Annotated in this window: 18 protein-coding genes and 1 other annotated feature; of the genes, 1 reads left to right on the forward strand and 17 read right to left on the reverse strand. The window is 36.6% G+C overall.

The features are described from left to right. Positions 1–101: 101 nt before the first annotated feature. Positions 102–349 (reverse strand) — a binding site (T-box leader). 56 nt (positions 350–405) lie between these two features. The 3 genes from hpt to larD form a co-directional block, all read right to left on the reverse strand. Further along, positions 406–969 carry a hypoxanthine phosphoribosyltransferase gene (hpt, locus tag FF105_RS09845; protein WP_010296244.1) on the reverse strand — a complete coding sequence of 188 codons (564 nt, stop codon included), beginning with the start codon at positions 967–969 and terminating at the stop codon, positions 406–408. After that, complete coding sequence (purB, locus tag FF105_RS09850; protein WP_010296247.1) at positions 966–2,261, reverse strand: adenylosuccinate lyase; 1,296 nt, start codon at positions 2,259–2,261, stop codon at positions 966–968. Before purB ends, hpt begins: the two co-directional genes overlap by 4 nt. 211 nt (positions 2,262–2,472) lie before the next feature. Beyond that, positions 2,473–3,192: a D/L-lactic acid transporter LarD gene (gene larD, locus FF105_RS09855; RefSeq protein ID WP_290046764.1), complete on the reverse strand. Its 720-nt coding sequence runs from the start codon at positions 3,190–3,192 to the stop codon at positions 2,473–2,475. A gap of 267 nt (positions 3,193–3,459) precedes the next feature. Between larD and FF105_RS09860 the strand changes: the two genes are divergently transcribed. Continuing rightward, on the forward strand, positions 3,460–3,912 hold the full coding sequence (locus FF105_RS09860; RefSeq protein WP_010296253.1) for a flavodoxin: 453 nt from the start codon (positions 3,460–3,462) through the stop codon (positions 3,910–3,912). A gap of 9 nt (positions 3,913–3,921) precedes the next feature. Here the strand turns inward: FF105_RS09860 and FF105_RS09865 are convergent, their stop codons facing one another. From FF105_RS09865 to FF105_RS09930, 14 genes are all read right to left on the reverse strand, one after another. Next, the gene (locus FF105_RS09865) at positions 3,922–4,338 is read right to left on the reverse strand and encodes a GtrA family protein (protein WP_036068727.1); all 417 of its coding nucleotides are present in this window, start codon (positions 4,336–4,338) and stop codon (positions 3,922–3,924) included. Positions 4,339–4,353: 15 nt separating this feature from the next. After that, the gene (locus tag FF105_RS09870; protein WP_010296260.1) at positions 4,354–5,262 is read right to left on the reverse strand and encodes a glycosyltransferase family 2 protein; all 909 of its coding nucleotides are present in this window, start codon (positions 5,260–5,262) and stop codon (positions 4,354–4,356) included. Between the two features lie 9 nt (positions 5,263–5,271). Further along, a complete protein-coding gene (locus tag FF105_RS09875) occupies positions 5,272–6,147 on the reverse strand; it encodes a hypothetical protein (RefSeq protein WP_010296262.1) in 876 nt (291 codons plus the stop codon). Position 6,148: 1 nt separating this feature from the next. Continuing rightward, a complete protein-coding gene (locus tag FF105_RS09880) occupies positions 6,149–8,089 on the reverse strand; it encodes an LTA synthase family protein (protein ID WP_290046768.1) in 1,941 nt (646 codons plus the stop codon). Between the two features lie 110 nt (positions 8,090–8,199). Beyond that, the gene (locus tag FF105_RS09885; protein WP_139968170.1) at positions 8,200–9,162 is read right to left on the reverse strand and encodes a glycosyltransferase family 2 protein; all 963 of its coding nucleotides are present in this window, start codon (positions 9,160–9,162) and stop codon (positions 8,200–8,202) included. A gap of 45 nt (positions 9,163–9,207) precedes the next feature. Continuing rightward, entirely contained in the window at positions 9,208–10,398 is a 1,191-nt protein-coding gene (gene glf / locus FF105_RS09890) for a UDP-galactopyranose mutase (RefSeq protein ID WP_010296272.1), read from the reverse strand. Continuing rightward, the gene (locus tag FF105_RS09895; RefSeq protein ID WP_147651836.1) at positions 10,398–11,165 is read right to left on the reverse strand and encodes a DUF4422 domain-containing protein; all 768 of its coding nucleotides are present in this window, start codon (positions 11,163–11,165) and stop codon (positions 10,398–10,400) included. Before FF105_RS09895 ends, glf begins: the two co-directional genes overlap by 1 nt. Next, positions 11,165–11,794, reverse strand: a complete 630-nt coding sequence (locus FF105_RS09900) for a sugar transferase (RefSeq protein ID WP_010296278.1) — start codon at positions 11,792–11,794, stop codon at positions 11,165–11,167. Before FF105_RS09900 ends, FF105_RS09895 begins: the two co-directional genes overlap by 1 nt. Positions 11,795–11,900: 106 nt before the next feature. Further along, a complete protein-coding gene (locus tag FF105_RS09905) occupies positions 11,901–13,013 on the reverse strand; it encodes a glycosyltransferase family 2 protein (protein WP_010296281.1) in 1,113 nt (370 codons plus the stop codon). A 12-nt stretch (positions 13,014–13,025) separates the two neighbouring features. Next, complete coding sequence (locus FF105_RS09910; RefSeq protein WP_228934166.1) at positions 13,026–13,844, reverse strand: ABC transporter permease; 819 nt, start codon at positions 13,842–13,844, stop codon at positions 13,026–13,028. Between the two features lie 16 nt (positions 13,845–13,860). Then, entirely contained in the window at positions 13,861–14,841 is a 981-nt protein-coding gene (locus FF105_RS09915; RefSeq protein ID WP_147651838.1) for an ABC transporter ATP-binding protein, read from the reverse strand. 190 nt (positions 14,842–15,031) lie between these two features. Next, complete coding sequence (locus tag FF105_RS09920; RefSeq protein ID WP_188352229.1) at positions 15,032–16,192, reverse strand: GH25 family lysozyme; 1,161 nt, start codon at positions 16,190–16,192, stop codon at positions 15,032–15,034. Positions 16,193–16,231: 39 nt separating this feature from the next. After that, positions 16,232–16,690, reverse strand: a complete 459-nt coding sequence (locus FF105_RS09925) for a hypothetical protein (RefSeq protein WP_010296293.1) — start codon at positions 16,688–16,690, stop codon at positions 16,232–16,234. Between the two features lie 220 nt (positions 16,691–16,910). After that, positions 16,911–17,582: a glycosyltransferase gene (locus FF105_RS09930; protein ID WP_290046771.1), complete on the reverse strand. Its 672-nt coding sequence runs from the start codon at positions 17,580–17,582 to the stop codon at positions 16,911–16,913. Positions 17,583–17,743 lie beyond the last annotated feature (161 nt).

The raw sequence follows: 17,743 nt of genomic DNA on the forward strand, positions 1-17,743 counted from the left end.
GCTATTGTGCTTGACTCGATACAAGCCACCAACTGAATTTTCCATATTGTCATCCTTACTATTTTTTCCAATAAAAAAACCGCTAATTGTTATCAAAACAATTAACGGGCGAATTCTCGCGGTACCACCGTCGTTTAACTAGCAAAACTAAACTAGCTATCTCTATCTTAACTACGGGCGCAATGCCGATAGCCATACGATATAACGGTCGTGACCGATCAATGTCTCGTTATCCAAAACATTGATTCTCTCCAGAATTACTTTCCAATACCTTTAATGACGCTTTCCCATCAACCAGCGCTTTCTACTACATTAAAAAGTAGTGTACTCTTTCTTTCATCGAAATCTTATTTATATTATACAGAAATGATAAAATAATAACAATACTTACTTTATAATTCTTTATCAACCAATCAAATTCAACTTGTCAAAATCAATAACGGCAATGACTGGCAAATTTCTGAAATAATTATTATAATCCATACCGTAACCAACCACAAATTCATTGGGCACTATCAGACCATAATAATCGACATCAAAATCAACTACACGCGCTTCACGTTTATCAGCCAAGGCAACAGTGGTAACAGTTTTAGCCCCTTTGAGGGCAAAATAATCACTTAGCCATTGCATGGTACGCCCGGAATCAATAATGTCGTCTATGACAACCACATCGCGTCCAGCTAAATCCATATTCACATCATGAACGACTTTAACCTGACCAGTAGAAGCAGATCCACTGTAACTTTTAACGTCAATGAAGTCAAAGTCCACATCAAGAGGCATTTTTCGCAATAGGTCTGTGGCGAAAATGACCCCACCTTTCAAAGCAGCTATAAATACCGGGCGTTGTTCATTATCTTGAAACTTTTCTGTTAATTCATTGGCAACGCGCTGAACTTGTGCCTGTATGTCCGTTTCAGTTAAAAGCACTTTTTTTATCGCTGGATGACTAATCAAGTTGTTCATACTAAGCCTACTCTCTTAAAAATCTCGTCCACATGACGCAAATGGTAGTGATAATCGAACGCATCATCAATTTGTGCAGGCGTTAAATTAGCTTGAATGGTCGGATCAGCGTCAACCAAATCACGGAACATGAGTTGTTCATCCCATGAACGTGCTGTTAGTGGCTGTACAGTATCATAAGCTTGCTCGCGTGACAATCCCGCATCAATTAAACTCAATAGTAACCTTTGCGAATAAATCAAGCCATACGTCCGGTCCATATTTTGACGCATTGTATCTGGGAAAACGCCAAGATTGGTTAAGATACCAGTGTGGCGGTGCAGCATGTAATCAATCAGAGCCGTTGCATCAGCCAAAATAATACGTTCCGCAGATGAATGTGAAATATCACGCTCATGCCACAATGTCACATTTTCCAGCGCCGTTACTGCGTAACCACGCAATACGCGAGCTAATCCGGTAATATTTTCATCCCCGATTGGATTACGTTTATGTGGCATAGCCGAGGACCCTTTTTGCCCCTTAGCAAAACCTTCTTCGACTTCATGAATTTCTGAACGTTGTAATGACCGGATTTCAGTGGCAAGCTCTTCCATTTGTGTGCCAATCAAAGCGATTGTCTGGATATAATCGGCATGCAAGTCTCTTGGCAGGACTTGTGAACCGATTGGTTGTGGGGTTAAACCTAATTCAGCCATCGCCACTTCTTCAACTCGCGGCGGCACATTAGCAAAAGTACCAACGGCGCCAGATAATTTACCAGTTTCAACTTCTTTTGCCACACGCTCAAAACGCTCTATTGCCCGTGTTGCTGAAGCATAAAAACGAGCCATTTTCAAACCAAATGTTGTGGGTTCAGCATGGACCCCATGAGTACGCCCCATCATGACTGTATCTTTGTATTTTAATGCTAGGACTTTAATGGCTTCGCGCCATTCGTATAGATCTTGTTTAATGATGTCATTTGCTTGACGCAAGCGTAAGGCTTGCGCAGTATCAACAACGTCTGTTGAAGTCAAACCGTAATGAATCCACTTCCGTTCATCACCTAATGATTCAGACACATTACGCGTAAATGCCACTACATCATGGCGCGTAGACAATTCAATTTCGGCAATACGGTCAACATCAAAAGTCGCATTAGCGCGTATTTTAGCCAGATCATCAGCTGGTATATGTCCTTCTGCAACCCAACCCGCATCAACTGCAATTTCTACATCAAGCCATGTTTGGTATTGATTTTGCAATGACCATATATTGCGTAATTCTGGTCGTGAATATCGTTCAAGCATAATTTCTGTCCTTTTAAAGTGAATTTAGACAATATCCGCAATTGTCTTAATGGAAAATGACTAACTATCTCCACTATCTAGTTTACCAGTTATTATAGTCAATGCGTTCGTAATCATATTAACCTTCTCTCACAAAACAAAAAAAAGTTCGGTTATTCCGAACAAAAGCTATCTTATAAGAAACAAAAACGAACGTTAGGATTTAAAGCGCTTAAATTCCGAGATAGAATTTAGCAAACAGTGCCGCAAAAATGGCGCCAATAAATGGGGCAATACCTGGAACGAGTAAACCATATTTAAGATCACTCGTTGTTCGCTTTTGCCATGGAATAATTGTGTATGCAATTCTTGGTCCCATATCCCGGGCTTGATTCATTGCAAATCCAGTTGTACCGCCTAGCCCCATACCAACTGCCCAAACAAGAAAGCCAACACCTAATGGCACCATTCCTGGCACACCACCTGCATGAGCAGAAATAGATAAAATACCGGTTAGAAATATGAAAGTTGCAAATGCTTCAACAAAAAAATTACGTGGTAAATTACGAATGGCTGGCGCCGTCGAAAAGATATTCCGAACAATGACCGGATCAATGTCTTTTTCTGATAACTTAAATTGATCAGCATACATAACGTATACAATCAATGACCCTATAACGGCACCAAAAATTTCTACAAAACTGACAATTATAAAATAAGGTAAATCAATATTCCCCAAAATATATTGCGCCAACGCCATTGCGGGATTAATATAGACATCACCAAAGATGAACAACACCATGGCAATACCAAATCCCCAAGTTGTAATCGAAAAAATATGTCCCGAACCGTGATATTTTGTACGGTTCAGCACTTCGTCAGCGTGAACGCCAACCCCAAAAATTATCATGAGTGCTGTACCCATGAATTCAGCCAACAACTGATGTATCATTTTTAATCTCCTATTGGCGTGTTAGTTATTATGCTTGTGATAGAATAACTAATTCACGCAAGTGGCAGTTGAAAATTTGCATTGTATTGCGGTTTTTTATTTCGAATACTCTTAATATAATAAGGCCACCAACCTACTAAGTAAAGCGTTTTTGTTGTTTTGTCAATAAACCGTCACAATTCGTTACATTTTGCACAAACGAATGCTGTGCAACGCGTCAATAAATCGTTATAATAGTATTGAAGATAATGAATTGAGGATTTTTAAATGAATGCACAAGTGGTATATGCAACTATCACGGGTAACAATGAACAAGTTGCCGACGTCATTGTTGACGCCTTAGTTGCAGCAAACGTATCAGTTAAAAAAACAGAAATCAGCCAAACCGAGGCTGATGAACTGGAAAATGTCGATATCGCCATCGTTGTCCCTTATACATACGATAAGGGTTCGCTTCCAGATGAAGGTCTAGACTTTTTTGAAGACCTTGCTCATGACGATTTAACAGGTGTTGTATATGGCGTGGCTGGCTCTGGTGACACTTATTATCTCAGTGATTTTGGCTTGGCTGTCCCAAAATTTGAAGCACAATTTGCCAAAACATCTGGTATTAAAGGTTCCGAGGGCGTTAAAATCAACCTTAGCCCTGACGCTGATGATGTCGTTACACTCAATAAATTTGTATCAGACCTAATTCAGGTTGCTAATGCAAGACATTAAAAAGAAGGCTTACGCCTTCTTTTTAAATATCACTAGTTTGCTTAGTACAAAGTTAGTTACAATCACAAATATATTTTGAATCACATTCCAAATTTGCGCGTCCTGTTTGAGCACAACAACCCCAAAAGACAAAATAGCATAACCTAGTAGTGCTGTGACAATTCTCGCAACAATAAATTGCCAAATCTCATTTATCACTGATTTGACATTGGTAGCTGTCGAATGGAACACCCATTTACGATTCGTCAAATAGGCAAATAATACAGACCAAAACCACGCGGCAACGTAAGAAAATGAATAATCAACGTGCCAGATTTTGTAACAGAGTGCAAAAACAACAATGTTGACAATTGTCGTCAAAACACCAAAAATCAAATATAAAATGGCAACTTGATACTGTATGAGTAGTTTTTTTATTTTTTCCATGATAGTTCCTTGAGGTTAATGGTGGTTGTCATTAAAATCATCCGCAAATTCTATGTTCGGATTAAAAGATTTTCCAACTGATACACCACGTTTAAGCGTTGATAGTTTTTCTTGCTTTCTTTCAGTTCTAGAAAACCTAATTTGTAAGTATTCCAAAAATATACGCAAAAACGCGCGATATTTTCGATAACTGTCTCTTTTCTTAGCATAATAAACTTTATTTCTATAAGAATAAAAGTATCTAGGAGTTCGTTCCGGCACATCATTTAATAAACTGCTACCAACATTTGTAGCCATTTTATGAACCACTTTCGCGCTGGGGACAAAATATCCCGGTGCTACACGGGCAGCCCTCTCAGTATACTCAATATCATCACCCCAAATAAAAAAATCGGTAATTGGTAAGCCAATTTGTTTAACAACAGACCTTTTCATCAATAAAGAAACAAAAGTTGCATTTTGTACTTGTATCGGTTCAGTTAAATCTTCAGGTACTTTTTTAAGTCGATTCATTGGGGCTGGCCGATTCATAAGGGCGCGATGGCCATCAATCCAGCGCACATCACTAGCCAAAAATCCAAAATTTTTTTTAACGTTAGAAAACGCAAGTAACTGGGACAATGTATCTCTTTGTGGGATAGTGTCGTCATCCATCAGCCATACAAATTCATCGCTAGTATATGACATAAAATAACGGATTCCTGCATTAAAACCACCAGCGCCACCAATATTATTTGGTAAACGAACATACTCAATTCGATCCCCTAGTGATTCCAAATAGGATTGTGTATCTGACTCACTGGCGTTATCCACCACAATTAAATGCGATACGGCAGTCTCTTGCTGCTGCAAACTCTCAATAACTTCTTTCAATAACGCAAGTCGATTGAAAGTTACAATTACGACACTGACCTTTTGATTCATATATCCCTCTTAATTTAATACAACAGTTAAGTTTGCTAATAATGTTACTACTGACAATAAAACCAATGTAATTGCAAGTAATGAAAATCTTGACTGTTTCCATTGTACACGAACTAATACAAAATCTAATAAAAATTCTATGAGTTTTATTGCAGTGATCAAACCAATGATTGTAACAAATATATTTTCTGCGTTACCGTAACTAAAGTAAACACCACTAATTTTCGCAGCAATAATCACAACGGCGGCACCAAAGCCAATCCATAATAGACGCCACTTTTTTGAATCTATAATAATTAAACTGGTGATTATTAACAGCCCTGCACCAAGCATCGCAGCATTCAGACTAAATGGTAAATCAATAATACGACTAATATATTGTGGTAAAATCATCAAAATAATTGCAACTAGAATCTGTGCCCATTTTGTTGTAATTTTGTGATCAATATAATCAGACAGTTTAATGGCAATCGGCGCCATCATCAGAAACCAGCCAACTCGGTAATTCGTCCAAATATCACCTAATGGTGTCTTCATATTTCCTTCATTACCTATAGCTCCTGCTGTAATGGCGTCCCACCAATTTCCCATTGAAAATTGAAATGGCGCCGAAATGTTTATAACTCCTAACACAGTTATAAAGCCTAAAAACGCAAAAAATGTCGATATCAGTAAATAAACTTCAAATAGTGTCCCCGTTTTACGTTGTTCAATTTTTAGCAATTTGTTGACTCCAACCAAAAGTAATGGCCATGCAAAATAGCTAACAAGTTTCCCAGCACCATAGTGTGCATGCAAATCGCCTTGCACTTTAGTCAAATAAAGCACACCCACCAATGCTAATAGTGACATCAAAAACGCATTTAAATATTTCTTTGTCGCCATGTTATTTCACTTTCTGGAAAAAATTAGTTTTGAGCAGATAACTTTCACCCGTTGTAATGTCATATTGTACTAATTTAAAGTCATTAACAATTTCTTGCTGATCTTTGGTTAAAGACTTTTCGTCAATTTTATTACCCTGCTGATCAAGAAATGTCAATTTTCCTTTATCATCGCGTGTGTAGTTGTTGATTGTTGGCACTTTTTCTAGCATCTCTGTTTTCAGTGCCCAATAGGCATCAACTTTCATACCATTCATCTTCATCATCATAGCCGTAAAGTCAGATGGGTCAGCATAGTTGGCCGAGACATTGACGGTCCCATTCGCCTTCTTCGCAGCGTCATTTTGCCAAATGAAATAAGGTGTTGAGTGTGCAGACAAGGCATCCGTGGTAGTGTTGACAAAGTTAAATATTCCTGGCCAATGATCCCCATACCAAACCAATGTAATCGGACGACTTAATTCATTCAACTTATCCAAAAACGTTTGAGTTGCCTCATCAGTATAATGAAGCCCTTGCAAATAGGATTCAATTGTATTTTCATCAGCATTTGAATTAGTTGGTTCAATCATATTATAATCTCGCCCTTCAAAAGTCCAGGGCGTGTGATTTTGCATTGTTAGCAGTTGAATAAACTGACTATTATTCTTTTTACTAATTTTACTTAGAACATTTTTATAGGCAGATTCATCACTGATATGTGCATCACCATCAATAGTTTTTTGATATTTAACGGGTACAGCACTATCTGTTGTGTAGAAATAATTTATTCCCATATTCTTATAGACGGCACGTCGATTATAAAATGAGCCCACATATGGGTGAACCACAATTTTATTATCAAATTGTCCAGTAATAGTAGATTTTTCATTAATACTGCTTGTTAACTGTGAATAAGGCATCGTAACAGTAGGGCGATAAGAAGTAATATTGAATCCTGTTAGCGTGGAATATTCTATCCCTGCAGTACCTCCCCCATAGCCAGATGATACCATATGACCAGAACTTGTATTATCCATAACATTATCTATATTCGGTAGTGGATCATCGCTTATCGTTAATCCAGGCACATAACTGGGTTTAGTTAGCGATTCGCTTAAAGTATAAATGACAGTTTGGTTTTTAAAATTAGTATTCTTACGCGTTTGATTGATTAACACGGATTGCTTAGTGTATTTAGTAACTAGATTTTTCATAGCCTGTTGACTATAATTTTTTGGCTCAACCATTGCGTCAGTAGTGCGCGAATTTAATAAAGCTACAATACCACCATTTGATGCAGCATCAAATAAAGAATCCCATACTTTAGGGACATCACCTAATTTATTGAAAGTATCTTCATATTTGTCAGAGTTTATGGATAAAAACGGTAACAATGTTATTATTGAAATAACAAATAATAATGCGCGCCAACGAATTGATCTAAAAATGATCCATTTGTTTCGACGATATACAATTACCAGTAATATAAGTGTCAGAATTAAAAAAGCAATTGCACTAATTACTAGCTTAATATCCAACATACCTAACAAATCACCTATAGCTGTAATCTCTTGTAAACTGGCTTCTGTTATTGCTTCTTGTCGGGTATTTATTAACTGATATTCTGCTATAGCAGCAATCGTGGTCATTACCGTTGCAATTATTAATGTGACAGGAACACGATTTGTAATGATGAGCAACATCCACAACAAAATCATCATTAAAAGAACATTAATACCTGCTGCAGTACTATCGTTTATAACAAATTGAATCCCATTGACCCAAACATTACTGCCCCAGTCGCCAGTGCCATATTCTGGATTACTCGACATCACAGCAATTTGAATAACATATAACGCAATTAGAGAAAACCACAAAAACAAAAAATTAATTTTTAAAAATCTTAAGGATTGATAATAAATTTTCATAATACGATCCGTTCTAAAAAAGGAATAGTGCATTCACTATTCCCCCAATAATCTAAACTCCATTATACTATAAATTTATAATTATGTCTTTTTAGATACTCAATGATATGCAATGTCAGAAAATAATCAGATTTTCTGATAAGCTATTTTTCTTCACGTGTAATAAAGATAGGCCTTCTTTTCGTTTCCAAAAAAATTGCCGCAATGTATCTGCCAATCACACCTAGACTCAACAACTGCACACCACCGATAAATAAAATTATTGTCACCATAGATGGCCAACCATCGACACTATTATTGTGAACCAATGCGCGGATAACGATGAAGATTGCGCTCAAAATTGATATACCGAAAGAGATGAAACCTAGTACTGTAATAATTGTCAGAGGAACAGTGGAGAAAGACACAATCCCCTCAACTGCATACTTACTTAGTGACCAAAACGACCATGAAGTTTGTCCAGCAACACGCTCTCGGTTTTCAAACGGAATATACTTAGTCTTAAAACCTACCCAAGTAAAAATTCCCTTACTAAAACGTTGATTCTCAGATAACGACAATATAGCATCAACCATTTGTCGTGTCATAACACGATAGTCTCGTGCGCCATCCACTAATTGTGTTTGGCTGATTTTGTTCATCCATTTGTAAAACTGCGTTGAAAACCAAGAACGTATCCTTGCTTCACCTTTACGATCCGCTCGCCTTGTGCCAACCGCATCCCAGTCACCACTCTGTACTTCTTTTAACATTTCAGGCAGGAGTTCGGGAGGATCTTGCAAATCGACATCCATTACTGCGACATAATCGCCGTCAGCCTGTTGCAAACCAGCATAAAGTCCAGCTTCTTTACCAAAATTACGTGAAAAACTAATATAATGAACATTGTTATCTTGCTGAGCTAATTGTCGTAACAAATCGAGCGTCTTATCAGTTGAACCATCATCAATAAAGTGAAAGTGAATCAAGGCATTTATTTTTGGTGCAACATTTTTAATCGCCTTGTAAAAAATTTCAATTGTATCTTCTTCATTGTGGACAGGGACAATTAAAGACAAGATATCACTATTATGCTCGATTCTTTTATTTTTAATATCCACTTCCATTACACCTTTTCTCATTTCATATTATGTACGCCCTAACGGGCATGTTTATTTAACTTCATCGTGAGCAAAATTAAAATCTTGATTGATATCAAATTCTTGGCGGACAGTATTAAAAGCATCATTAAACACTTGATCCATATCGAAGTAACGATATTTGCCTAAGCGACCACCAAAAATAATTTCTGGATGATTGTCACGCGCTTCTTTAGCGTAAGCTTTGTAAATGCGTGTGTTTTCATCATTGTTAACAGGGTAATAAGCCTCTTTTGAACGATCCCAATCTTGTGGATACTCTTTAGTAATAATTGTTTTACCTTCATCGGCTAATCCATCAAAGTGTTTCCATTCCATAACACGTGTATATGGCGTCTCAGCGTCAGTATAATTGATTACTGAATTACCTTGATAGTTGTCTGAATCAATCACCTCATGCTCAAATCGCAATGATCTATATTCCAGTTCACCAAACTTATAATCAAAGAACTGATCGATCATACCCGTGTATAACATTCGAGGAAATTCTGATAGTAATGTTTCTTTGTCATCAAAGAAATCTGTATCAGTTAAAACGTCGACCAATCCATTTGACTGCTCCAACATGCGCTCAAAAATCTGTGTATAACCACCCACTGGAATTCCTTGATAACGGTGATTGAAATAATTGTTATCATAAATGAAGCGCACTGGCAATCGCTTAATAATGAAAGCGGGTAGTTCTGTTGCTTTACGACCCCATTGTTTTTCCGTATAACCCTTAATCAACTTATTATAAATATCTGTACCAATTAAGCTAATTGCTTGTTCTTCTAAGTTACGAGGTTGTCGATCACCCAGATCCTTCAAAGCTGCATTCTTTTGTTCTTCAATTTTTGCGTGTGCTTCGTCAGGTGTTTTCGTTCCCCACATCTGGTAGAAAGTATTCATATTAAAGGGCAAATTATACAGTGTGCCTTTATAGTTTGCAACAACTTGGTTTTGAAAACCATTAAAATCAGCAAACTGGCGAATATAATCCCATACTTCTTTGTTATCAGTGTGGAAAATGTGGGCACCAAAGTCATGCACTGTGATACCATGCTCTGTGTGTGTATGCATGTTACCACCGATATATGGACGTTTCTCCACAATCAAGGACTTCTTGCCTCGCTTAGCCGCCTCGTATGCAAAAATCATACCAAACGGTCCAGCACCGACAACGAGATAATCATAATTTTTTGTATTGTATTTTTTTGTCATTAGAAATGCACCTTTTTTTTTGATTTTGGAAAAAACTTCCGCTTAAGAAAATTATACCCTTTATCCAACCAATTTGTCCGCTCAAGTCCTATCACAGGGCATTCAACCACAGATACCCTTTTTGTGTTCACCCAAGTATCCATCAGTCGCTCTGCTAAAAATCCATATACCCTTGCTTCCTGCCCTTCAAACTTTTCAGTGTCGATATTTTTCTCAACTTCTTCAAGAACACCAAACAAAAAGTCAGCATAATCATTAAACAAACGCTTTGGCATAATGAACATATTGAATAAATGCGCTGATGTAGATTTTTCCATTTGCTCAAACGCTGGTAAATATTCAACGTATTTCATTGCAATCACCTGTTTCATGATAACATACGGTTCTGTTGAATGAGCATGCAAATAATGATCTTTTTGATTTTCAATGATATAATTTCTTTTTTTAGGCAAAATAATATCATATTGGCTTAACAAATGATTAATCTGCTGATTCTGAAGAATATCTTCAAGTCTATGACTCTTTTTTAAACCCAAATACCTTCTATAATGCATTAAACCAACAACTTCATCCTTAGTATTATAACGAATCCAGTAGATGGCTGTTAGTTCATTAAAATTGCTATTCTTCAGGGATATATTTCTACCAGTGGCGTCAGATAGGTAGCCACTCGGCAACTCAGAGTGACGCGCCGCGCCAACAAGAATAGGTTGATAACCATCAAATGGTGGCATCACATATTTTTTATGTGTTGCGATATATATCATTAAAAAGCACCGTCCTGCTTAAATACTGCAATAATATTTTTAAACAAAACGTAGAAGTCGAACTTTAAGTTAGCCTTATCCACATACTCTAATTCAATATGCGCACGTTCTGGATAAACTATATTACTCCGACCACTCGCCTGCCAAAGTCCGAAGATACCGGGTGTTACTGACAAAAACTTATCAACCTGATCGCCATATTCTTGCAGTTCGTCTTCAACGACAGGACGAGGTCCAATGATGCTCATTTCACCAACTAGTACATTCCAAAATTGGGGTAATTCGTCCAGAGATGTCTTTCTCAAAAAAACACCAAACTTTGTTATTCGAGGATCTTCACGCGTTGCTAATTTATAACCATTACTAATGAATTCGGCGTGTAATTTTTCATCTTGTTCTAAAATCAATTCAGCGTTATCAACCATCGTTTGAAATTTATAAATTTTAAACTTTCTTCCAAACTTTCCAACCCGTTCCTGTTGATAAAGAACACGACTCGTTTTTTTATCGAATTTAATGACAATCGCAATAATCAGAAAAAGCGGTGACAAAAATACTAAAGCAACTGAGGACACTGACAAATCTAATATTTTTTTAGAAATAATGTAACCTATATTTCTATTAGGCACAGCCTGCCCCTCCTTCTCTAAATTGATAAATTAAAATGGTTGACCTTTTCAACAAAAAAAGACAAATTACGCTTAACTTTTTTCAGCTTTACAATTACTGAAACAATTAAGATAAATTTTTTAAGGTATCAGCTTTTTGTTTCAAAATAAAATTATCTGCAGCAACAGTATAACCCTGATAGTCTTCAATACTTGCCTCATTGATAACATTCAGATCGTCATCAAGGGTAAAAGTTTTTTTAGGCATTGCCAGATAACGCGCTTTAAATAGTGCATTAATTGATCGCTTTGGTATTCTCATAAGACCCTCTGCATACTCAATTTCTGGATTAAAGAATATGCCCTTAAAAATACCGCGGATAATCATTTTTGCTTTAGTAAATCTAAACTTAACATTCTTATTAAACAACACAAATCTTAAATCAAATCTAAAACCATTGATAACTGTGTGCATGTATTCATGCTTTGAAATGCGTCTTGCCGTCAGCACACGATTTCTAAATTCAAAGTCGTAGCGCCAAAGACGTGATTCATCTTTTTCTTTCACAATATCACCAGGCATTGTGTTTTCTTTTGATTTATGAACGGCAATTGAGTTTAAAACTGTATAACCACGATCAACATCTGCGATACGATTAGTATATTCCATATCATCACCCCAAATAAAGTATTCCTTTTGGGGTAATCCAATCATTGCTACCATTTTGCGAGAAAACATTACCGAAACAAATGTTGAATTTACAACCTCGACAGCTGGATTTTTCGGTGTCATATACATTTGCCATGTAAAACCACGTGGCGCAGGTACATTCATCCATGAAGGATTACCCTCAAGGCTGCCCCAACGAACTTGGGAGTTAACGAATCCAACATGATCGTGTTCTTCAACAAAATCCACCAAGTGTTCAAGTGCATCGGGTTGCACAATCGTATCATCATCCATCAACCAAACATAATCATCGTCTGTTTTTTCAGCGAAAAGGCGCACAGCTTGGTTAAATCCACCGGCGCCACCTAAATTATCTTCCGAATTGAAAACTACAAGCCGTTCATCTTCTAAAGATGACAAATACTCTTTTGTACCATCATTCGATTTGTTATTAATTACAATAACATGATTTAAATACTTTGTTTGTCCTAATACGGCACCCAACGATTCTTTCAGCAAATCTAGTCGATTGTATGTAACAATCGCTGCCGACACTTTTTTACCAGTCATAATATCTCCATTTTAAATAAAATCAATCAATTGATCTTTGAACTTCAAGTACAAATGTGTACCTATTACAGCAAAAATGCCAATTTCCAACCAAAACATTGTCAACTGCAATGGTGAATTCCAAAACCATCTGTCAAACAGAAATGTATCACGCCACCCATTAACAATATAATAGAAAGGATTAACACGAGAAATGTAATAAATTAATGAGTTAAATGCATTGCCTTTTGCAGGTTCAAATAAAATGCCTGATACAAAGAACAACAACCGTAACACTTGGCGGATGGCTAAATCATAGTCGGGAATTAAGATATTAATTGTTGCGCTAAAAATTCCCAGGAAAAACAACATCACAAGAGCAGCAAACATATAATAGATGATTTGAATCCAGTAGATAGAGACATGAAAATGTCCTGTCAATGCCATACTAATAAATGCAACAATTGAAATGGAACAAACTGCAGGAAATACCTGCAACACCCGAATTGTTGGTAAAACGGAAACTGGAAATTTAACATTTTTTACCATAAAAATTTGTGTCTGAATAGAACGAATAGTATCGCTAAATCCTTGGTTTACTAAATACCAAGCGGAAAAGCCAACAGACATCCAAACAAAATATGGCGTCCCTTCAACTGGGGCTGATTGTCGAAAACCACCACCGAATATAATTGCATAAGTTAAAACTTGAAATAACGGATCTAAAATTTCCCAAAAATTACCTAGATATTTATGTGCATTGTTAGCCTTGGTATCATAAATTGCTAACCGAATAGCCATACCTAAATAATTAACCTGCTCAACAACTAAACTAAATATTGATTTGATCATTATCCACATTGTGCTATCATCCCTTCAACAAATAGTTATATACAACTAGTGCCATTAAACCAAACAACACTGTTAAAGCAGTATAAAGTGGAATCGCTTTAAAGCCTTGGAAACTTCTGATTGCAGTTCTGGCTTCAACATCTTCTTTGTTATGACCATTTAGCGATAATTTATCTTGCAATTGCGCTAACGTAAAAATTTGTTGGTTATGCTTTTGGTTTGATACAAAAGTATCACGTTCTTCATCTGACATCGCATTTAAGTCTTTAACGAACGTTTCATATTCATCAGTGACTTGTTTCATTGGACCAAAATCACGCATTTCACCATATTGAATCCACATCACTTTATTGGTGAATTCGCGAACTTGTTCTAAATCGTGAGACACAAAAAAAATTGTCTTTTTTTCGGCAATAAACTCACGTATTTTACTAAGTGCTTTATTCGAAAAATTGGAATCTCCAACCGATAAAGCCTCATCGACGATTAAAATATCAGGATCATTGTGCGTAACAATTGAAAATCCTAATTTTGCACGCATACCATTCGAGTAATCCTTAACTGGTTGATCAATAAATTCACCGAGTTCTGAAAACTCAATAATATCAGGCATTGCCTCATCAATCTCTTTATTCGTTTTTCCCATCATTAGTTGTTTCAAACGAATATTTTCACGCCCTGTAAGGTCCCAATTAAGGCCTTCATTAATAGCTACAACACCAATACTGCCATTTAGTTCTAGGGTCCCCGAAGTTTGTGGAATAACACCACTTAAAATATTGAGCAAAGTTGATTTACCGGAACCATTCGTTCCAACAATGCCCACAACGTCACCTGGTTCAACGTCGAATGATAATCCACGTAATGCCCAGAAATTAGCATCTGCAGTGTTTCCTAAAAAAGTTGATTTAAGCTTTTCTGATTGGTTAGCGTAAAGTTGAAAATTTTTAGTAATTGATCTGGCACTGACCATATATTGTTTTTTTGTATTATCCATAATTATCCTAATTGTGGTAAGAGTGAAAACCACATAGTATTATATTACCATATTCTCTCATAAAAATCTGAATGCCAACAATAATAATAGATTAACTGCGTGATTACTTATAGAAGTTAAATGGCATAATCTATTAAATATTTAATAGATTATGCCATTTAACATGTTAGCATTTATATCGCGGCATTTTTTATTTCTTGGTCACATCCTGCTCAGCAACGTGTACACTGTGTACGCCGTTTGAATACTGAATATCATATTCCCACGCTGAATTTGAATAAGCCTTTGGTTTCGCTGAAACCACTGTGCCCACCCAATCTCGCCGATTGACGAGTGTATAACCATTAGTTTCTGACCAGGCATTACTTGCTATTTTAACTGTTTGACCTACACTATATTTTGCTGCCGCAATGGTGGTCACATCTTGCTCGGCAACGTGTACACTGTGTATGCCGTTTGAATACTGAATATCATATTCCCACGCTGAATTTGAATAAGCCTTTGGTTTCGCTGAAACCACTGTGCCCACCCAATCTCGCCGATTGACGAGTGTATAACCATTAGTTTCTGACCAGGCATTACTTGCTATTTTAACAACATCCCCAACCTTATACTTGACAACTTGTGTAATCAAATTCGTATAATCAATCGAAACATCAAAAGTGCCACTAACACCTGGGAAACTTGTATTGCTGTTCCACTGCCACATACCATATGTTGTGTTCCACAATGAATTGCTGCTTGGCGCAAAAGGATATTGTGCTATCCACGCCCTATTATTTCCTATGTACGAAAAATTCAGTCCAGTTGTGTTTTTATAGTAAAGGCCTGTATATGTTGACGTATTGGAAAATCCCGTCGCTTTGACTTGCGTGTTGAATGCCTTTGCATTGTTAGTCACATTATTCGTCATTGTGTAGGTGTCTTCCAAATCATCAACCATTAGGGTGTCAGACGGCAGTTTCAAAGACTTAGCGTAATCAGTAAAGTACTTTGCTTCAGATTGCGCACTAGATTGTGACGTATACCAAGAATAATGATAAGCACCAATCTTGAGCCCGGCGGCTTTTGCATTCGCAATTTGAGTTGCAGCATACGGATTTCGATATGAAGTAGCTTCCGTTAATTTGACAATTACAGCACCTACACCATATTGATGCATTTTTTGAAACGAAGCAACAGAAATATTACCATTGTTAGATGAAACGTCGACAACGTCCATTCTTGGTAGTCCTGACGTTCCAGCAGTGATAGCTGGAATGCTATCAGCAGCATAAACTAAATTTGACTTCAATGACAAGGCTGTTGCAATTGTCACAATTACACCAGCGATAATAGACGATTTTTTCATAGATATTTGCTCCTTAAACTTTGATCTGTTCCGTACATTTTATTGATGATAATTAGCTTTAGCATAATCAATGACTGACATATTTTGTTGCGATGACTCTGTGATAATTTTTTTGATATCACTTGGCCCCCATTTGTCGGCAGGCAATCCAGCACGAATCAGTTCTTGACGAACTTGAGTAATCATTTCAGCAGTAACTTCTGTACCTTGAGCTGTTTTGTTAGGATTATAACTTGCTGTATTTGGATCGTTTGCCACTGAACTTGACGTTCCCTGAGAATTTATATGACCCGATGATTCACTAGTACTCGATGATTGTTTTTGTGACAAACTCGATGAAATACCTTGTGTTGAGGAAGATTTAGAAGTTTTTTTCATTTTACTTTCTCTAGGGGTTGATACGTTTTCTAAACCTTGTGATTGATTGAAATGGGCATACAGTAGCACAGACACCATAGTTACAACAATGCCAACAGCGATCATTATATTCTTTTTCATTTAAATTACCCTCTCCATCAAAAATATTTACCAATTAACTTGTTTAGTTTAGCATAGTTTATGGCGTGTTTTCTTGTATTACATAATTTTTTCCTGACCATGCTAATCATTTCATAGCTGAGTATTGTTCAAACGAAAATATTCCCTTTAAAATAAGACCATTTTTACCGTGATGTATGAACACTATTTGTACAATTAATAAGTCCATTAAAAATATTTATTATTTTTTATCTAGATTGTTTTTCAATAAATTATCTTGAATAATAAACCTTGGACGTCCCTTAACTTCATTAAATACTTTTCCAACATATTCACCAATTACATACAAGCCAATGAGTTGTACACCGCCGATAAACCAAATCGAAACCATCAGAGATGACCATCCTGCTATTGTTTCTCCTGATATATACTCCCAAACCGTGTATGCCAACATAAACAAAGATACCAAAATAGTTACTAATCCCATCGCTAAGACAAATTGCATCGGTGCAACAGAAAAAGAGGTGATGCCTTCCCATGCAAAGGACAACATCTTGCGCAGTGGGTATTTTGTAGTCCCCACTTCTCTTTCTTTTCTAGCATAGTACACTGTGGTGCTTGGAAAACCAATTGTTGGCACGATTCCTCTCAAAAAAAGGTTTTTTTCTTTGTAAGTCAATAAATGTTCTACCGATCGTTTAGACATCAGCCTATAATCAGCCACCTGAGGAATCATTTGGACACCAATCTTCTTCATAATTTTATAAAAAGCAGAAGCACTTTTTTTCTTGAAAGCAGTATCCGTGTCACGATTGTTTCTAGCGCCATACACAATATCAAAACCCTTAGCATGCGCTTCGAGCATTTCAATAATTGCCCCCACATCGTCTTGTAAATCTGCATCAATCGTAATAAAAACATCTCCAAAATTTAAAGTCGCAGATAACTGCTCTTATACTAAAAAAATGGACTATTTTTATTCAGTCCGTAAAATGAAAGTATAGGAGTATTTTTATGTCAATTCGTTATTCACAAGATTTTAAAGATTCACTGGTTAAACTTCACCAAGAAGGA

The organism is Leuconostoc sp. UCMA20149 (assembly GCF_030400235.1).
GTDB classification, from domain to species: domain Bacteria; phylum Bacillota; class Bacilli; order Lactobacillales; family Lactobacillaceae; genus Leuconostoc; species Leuconostoc pseudomesenteroides.

Bases quoted from the DNA above. Each gene is read 5' to 3' on its own strand.
- FF105_RS09880 (WP_290046768.1), bottom strand. From the start codon at position 8,089: ATGCACTATTCCTTTTTTAGAACGGATCGTATTATGAAAATTTATTAT.
- hpt (WP_010296244.1), bottom strand. From the start codon at position 969: ATGAACAACTTGATTAGTCATCCAGCGATAAAAAAAGTGCTTTTAACT.
- FF105_RS09885 (WP_139968170.1), bottom strand. From the start codon at position 9,162: ATGGAAGTGGATATTAAAAATAAAAGAATCGAGCATAATAGTGATATC.
- FF105_RS09910 (WP_228934166.1), bottom strand. From the start codon at position 13,844: ATGATCAAATCAATATTTAGTTTAGTTGTTGAGCAGGTTAATTATTTA.
- purB (WP_010296247.1), bottom strand. From the start codon at position 2,261: ATGCTTGAACGATATTCACGACCAGAATTACGCAATATATGGTCATTG.
- FF105_RS09920 (WP_188352229.1), bottom strand. From the start codon at position 16,192: ATGAAAAAATCGTCTATTATCGCTGGTGTAATTGTGACAATTGCAACA.
- FF105_RS09860 (WP_010296253.1), top strand. From the start codon at position 3,460: ATGAATGCACAAGTGGTATATGCAACTATCACGGGTAACAATGAACAA.
- FF105_RS09865 (WP_036068727.1), bottom strand. From the start codon at position 4,338: ATGGAAAAAATAAAAAAACTACTCATACAGTATCAAGTTGCCATTTTA.
- FF105_RS09925 (WP_010296293.1), bottom strand. From the start codon at position 16,690: ATGAAAAAGAATATAATGATCGCTGTTGGCATTGTTGTAACTATGGTG.
- FF105_RS09905 (WP_010296281.1), bottom strand. From the start codon at position 13,013: ATGACTGGTAAAAAAGTGTCGGCAGCGATTGTTACATACAATCGACTA.
- larD (WP_290046764.1), bottom strand. From the start codon at position 3,192: ATGATACATCAGTTGTTGGCTGAATTCATGGGTACAGCACTCATGATA.
- FF105_RS09915 (WP_147651838.1), bottom strand. From the start codon at position 14,841: ATGGATAATACAAAAAAACAATATATGGTCAGTGCCAGATCAATTACT.
- glf (WP_010296272.1), bottom strand. From the start codon at position 10,398: ATGACAAAAAAATACAATACAAAAAATTATGATTATCTCGTTGTCGGT.
- FF105_RS09875 (WP_010296262.1), bottom strand. From the start codon at position 6,147: ATGGCGACAAAGAAATATTTAAATGCGTTTTTGATGTCACTATTAGCA.
- FF105_RS09870 (WP_010296260.1), bottom strand. From the start codon at position 5,262: ATGAATCAAAAGGTCAGTGTCGTAATTGTAACTTTCAATCGACTTGCG.
- FF105_RS09895 (WP_147651836.1), bottom strand. From the start codon at position 11,165: ATGATATATATCGCAACACATAAAAAATATGTGATGCCACCATTTGAT.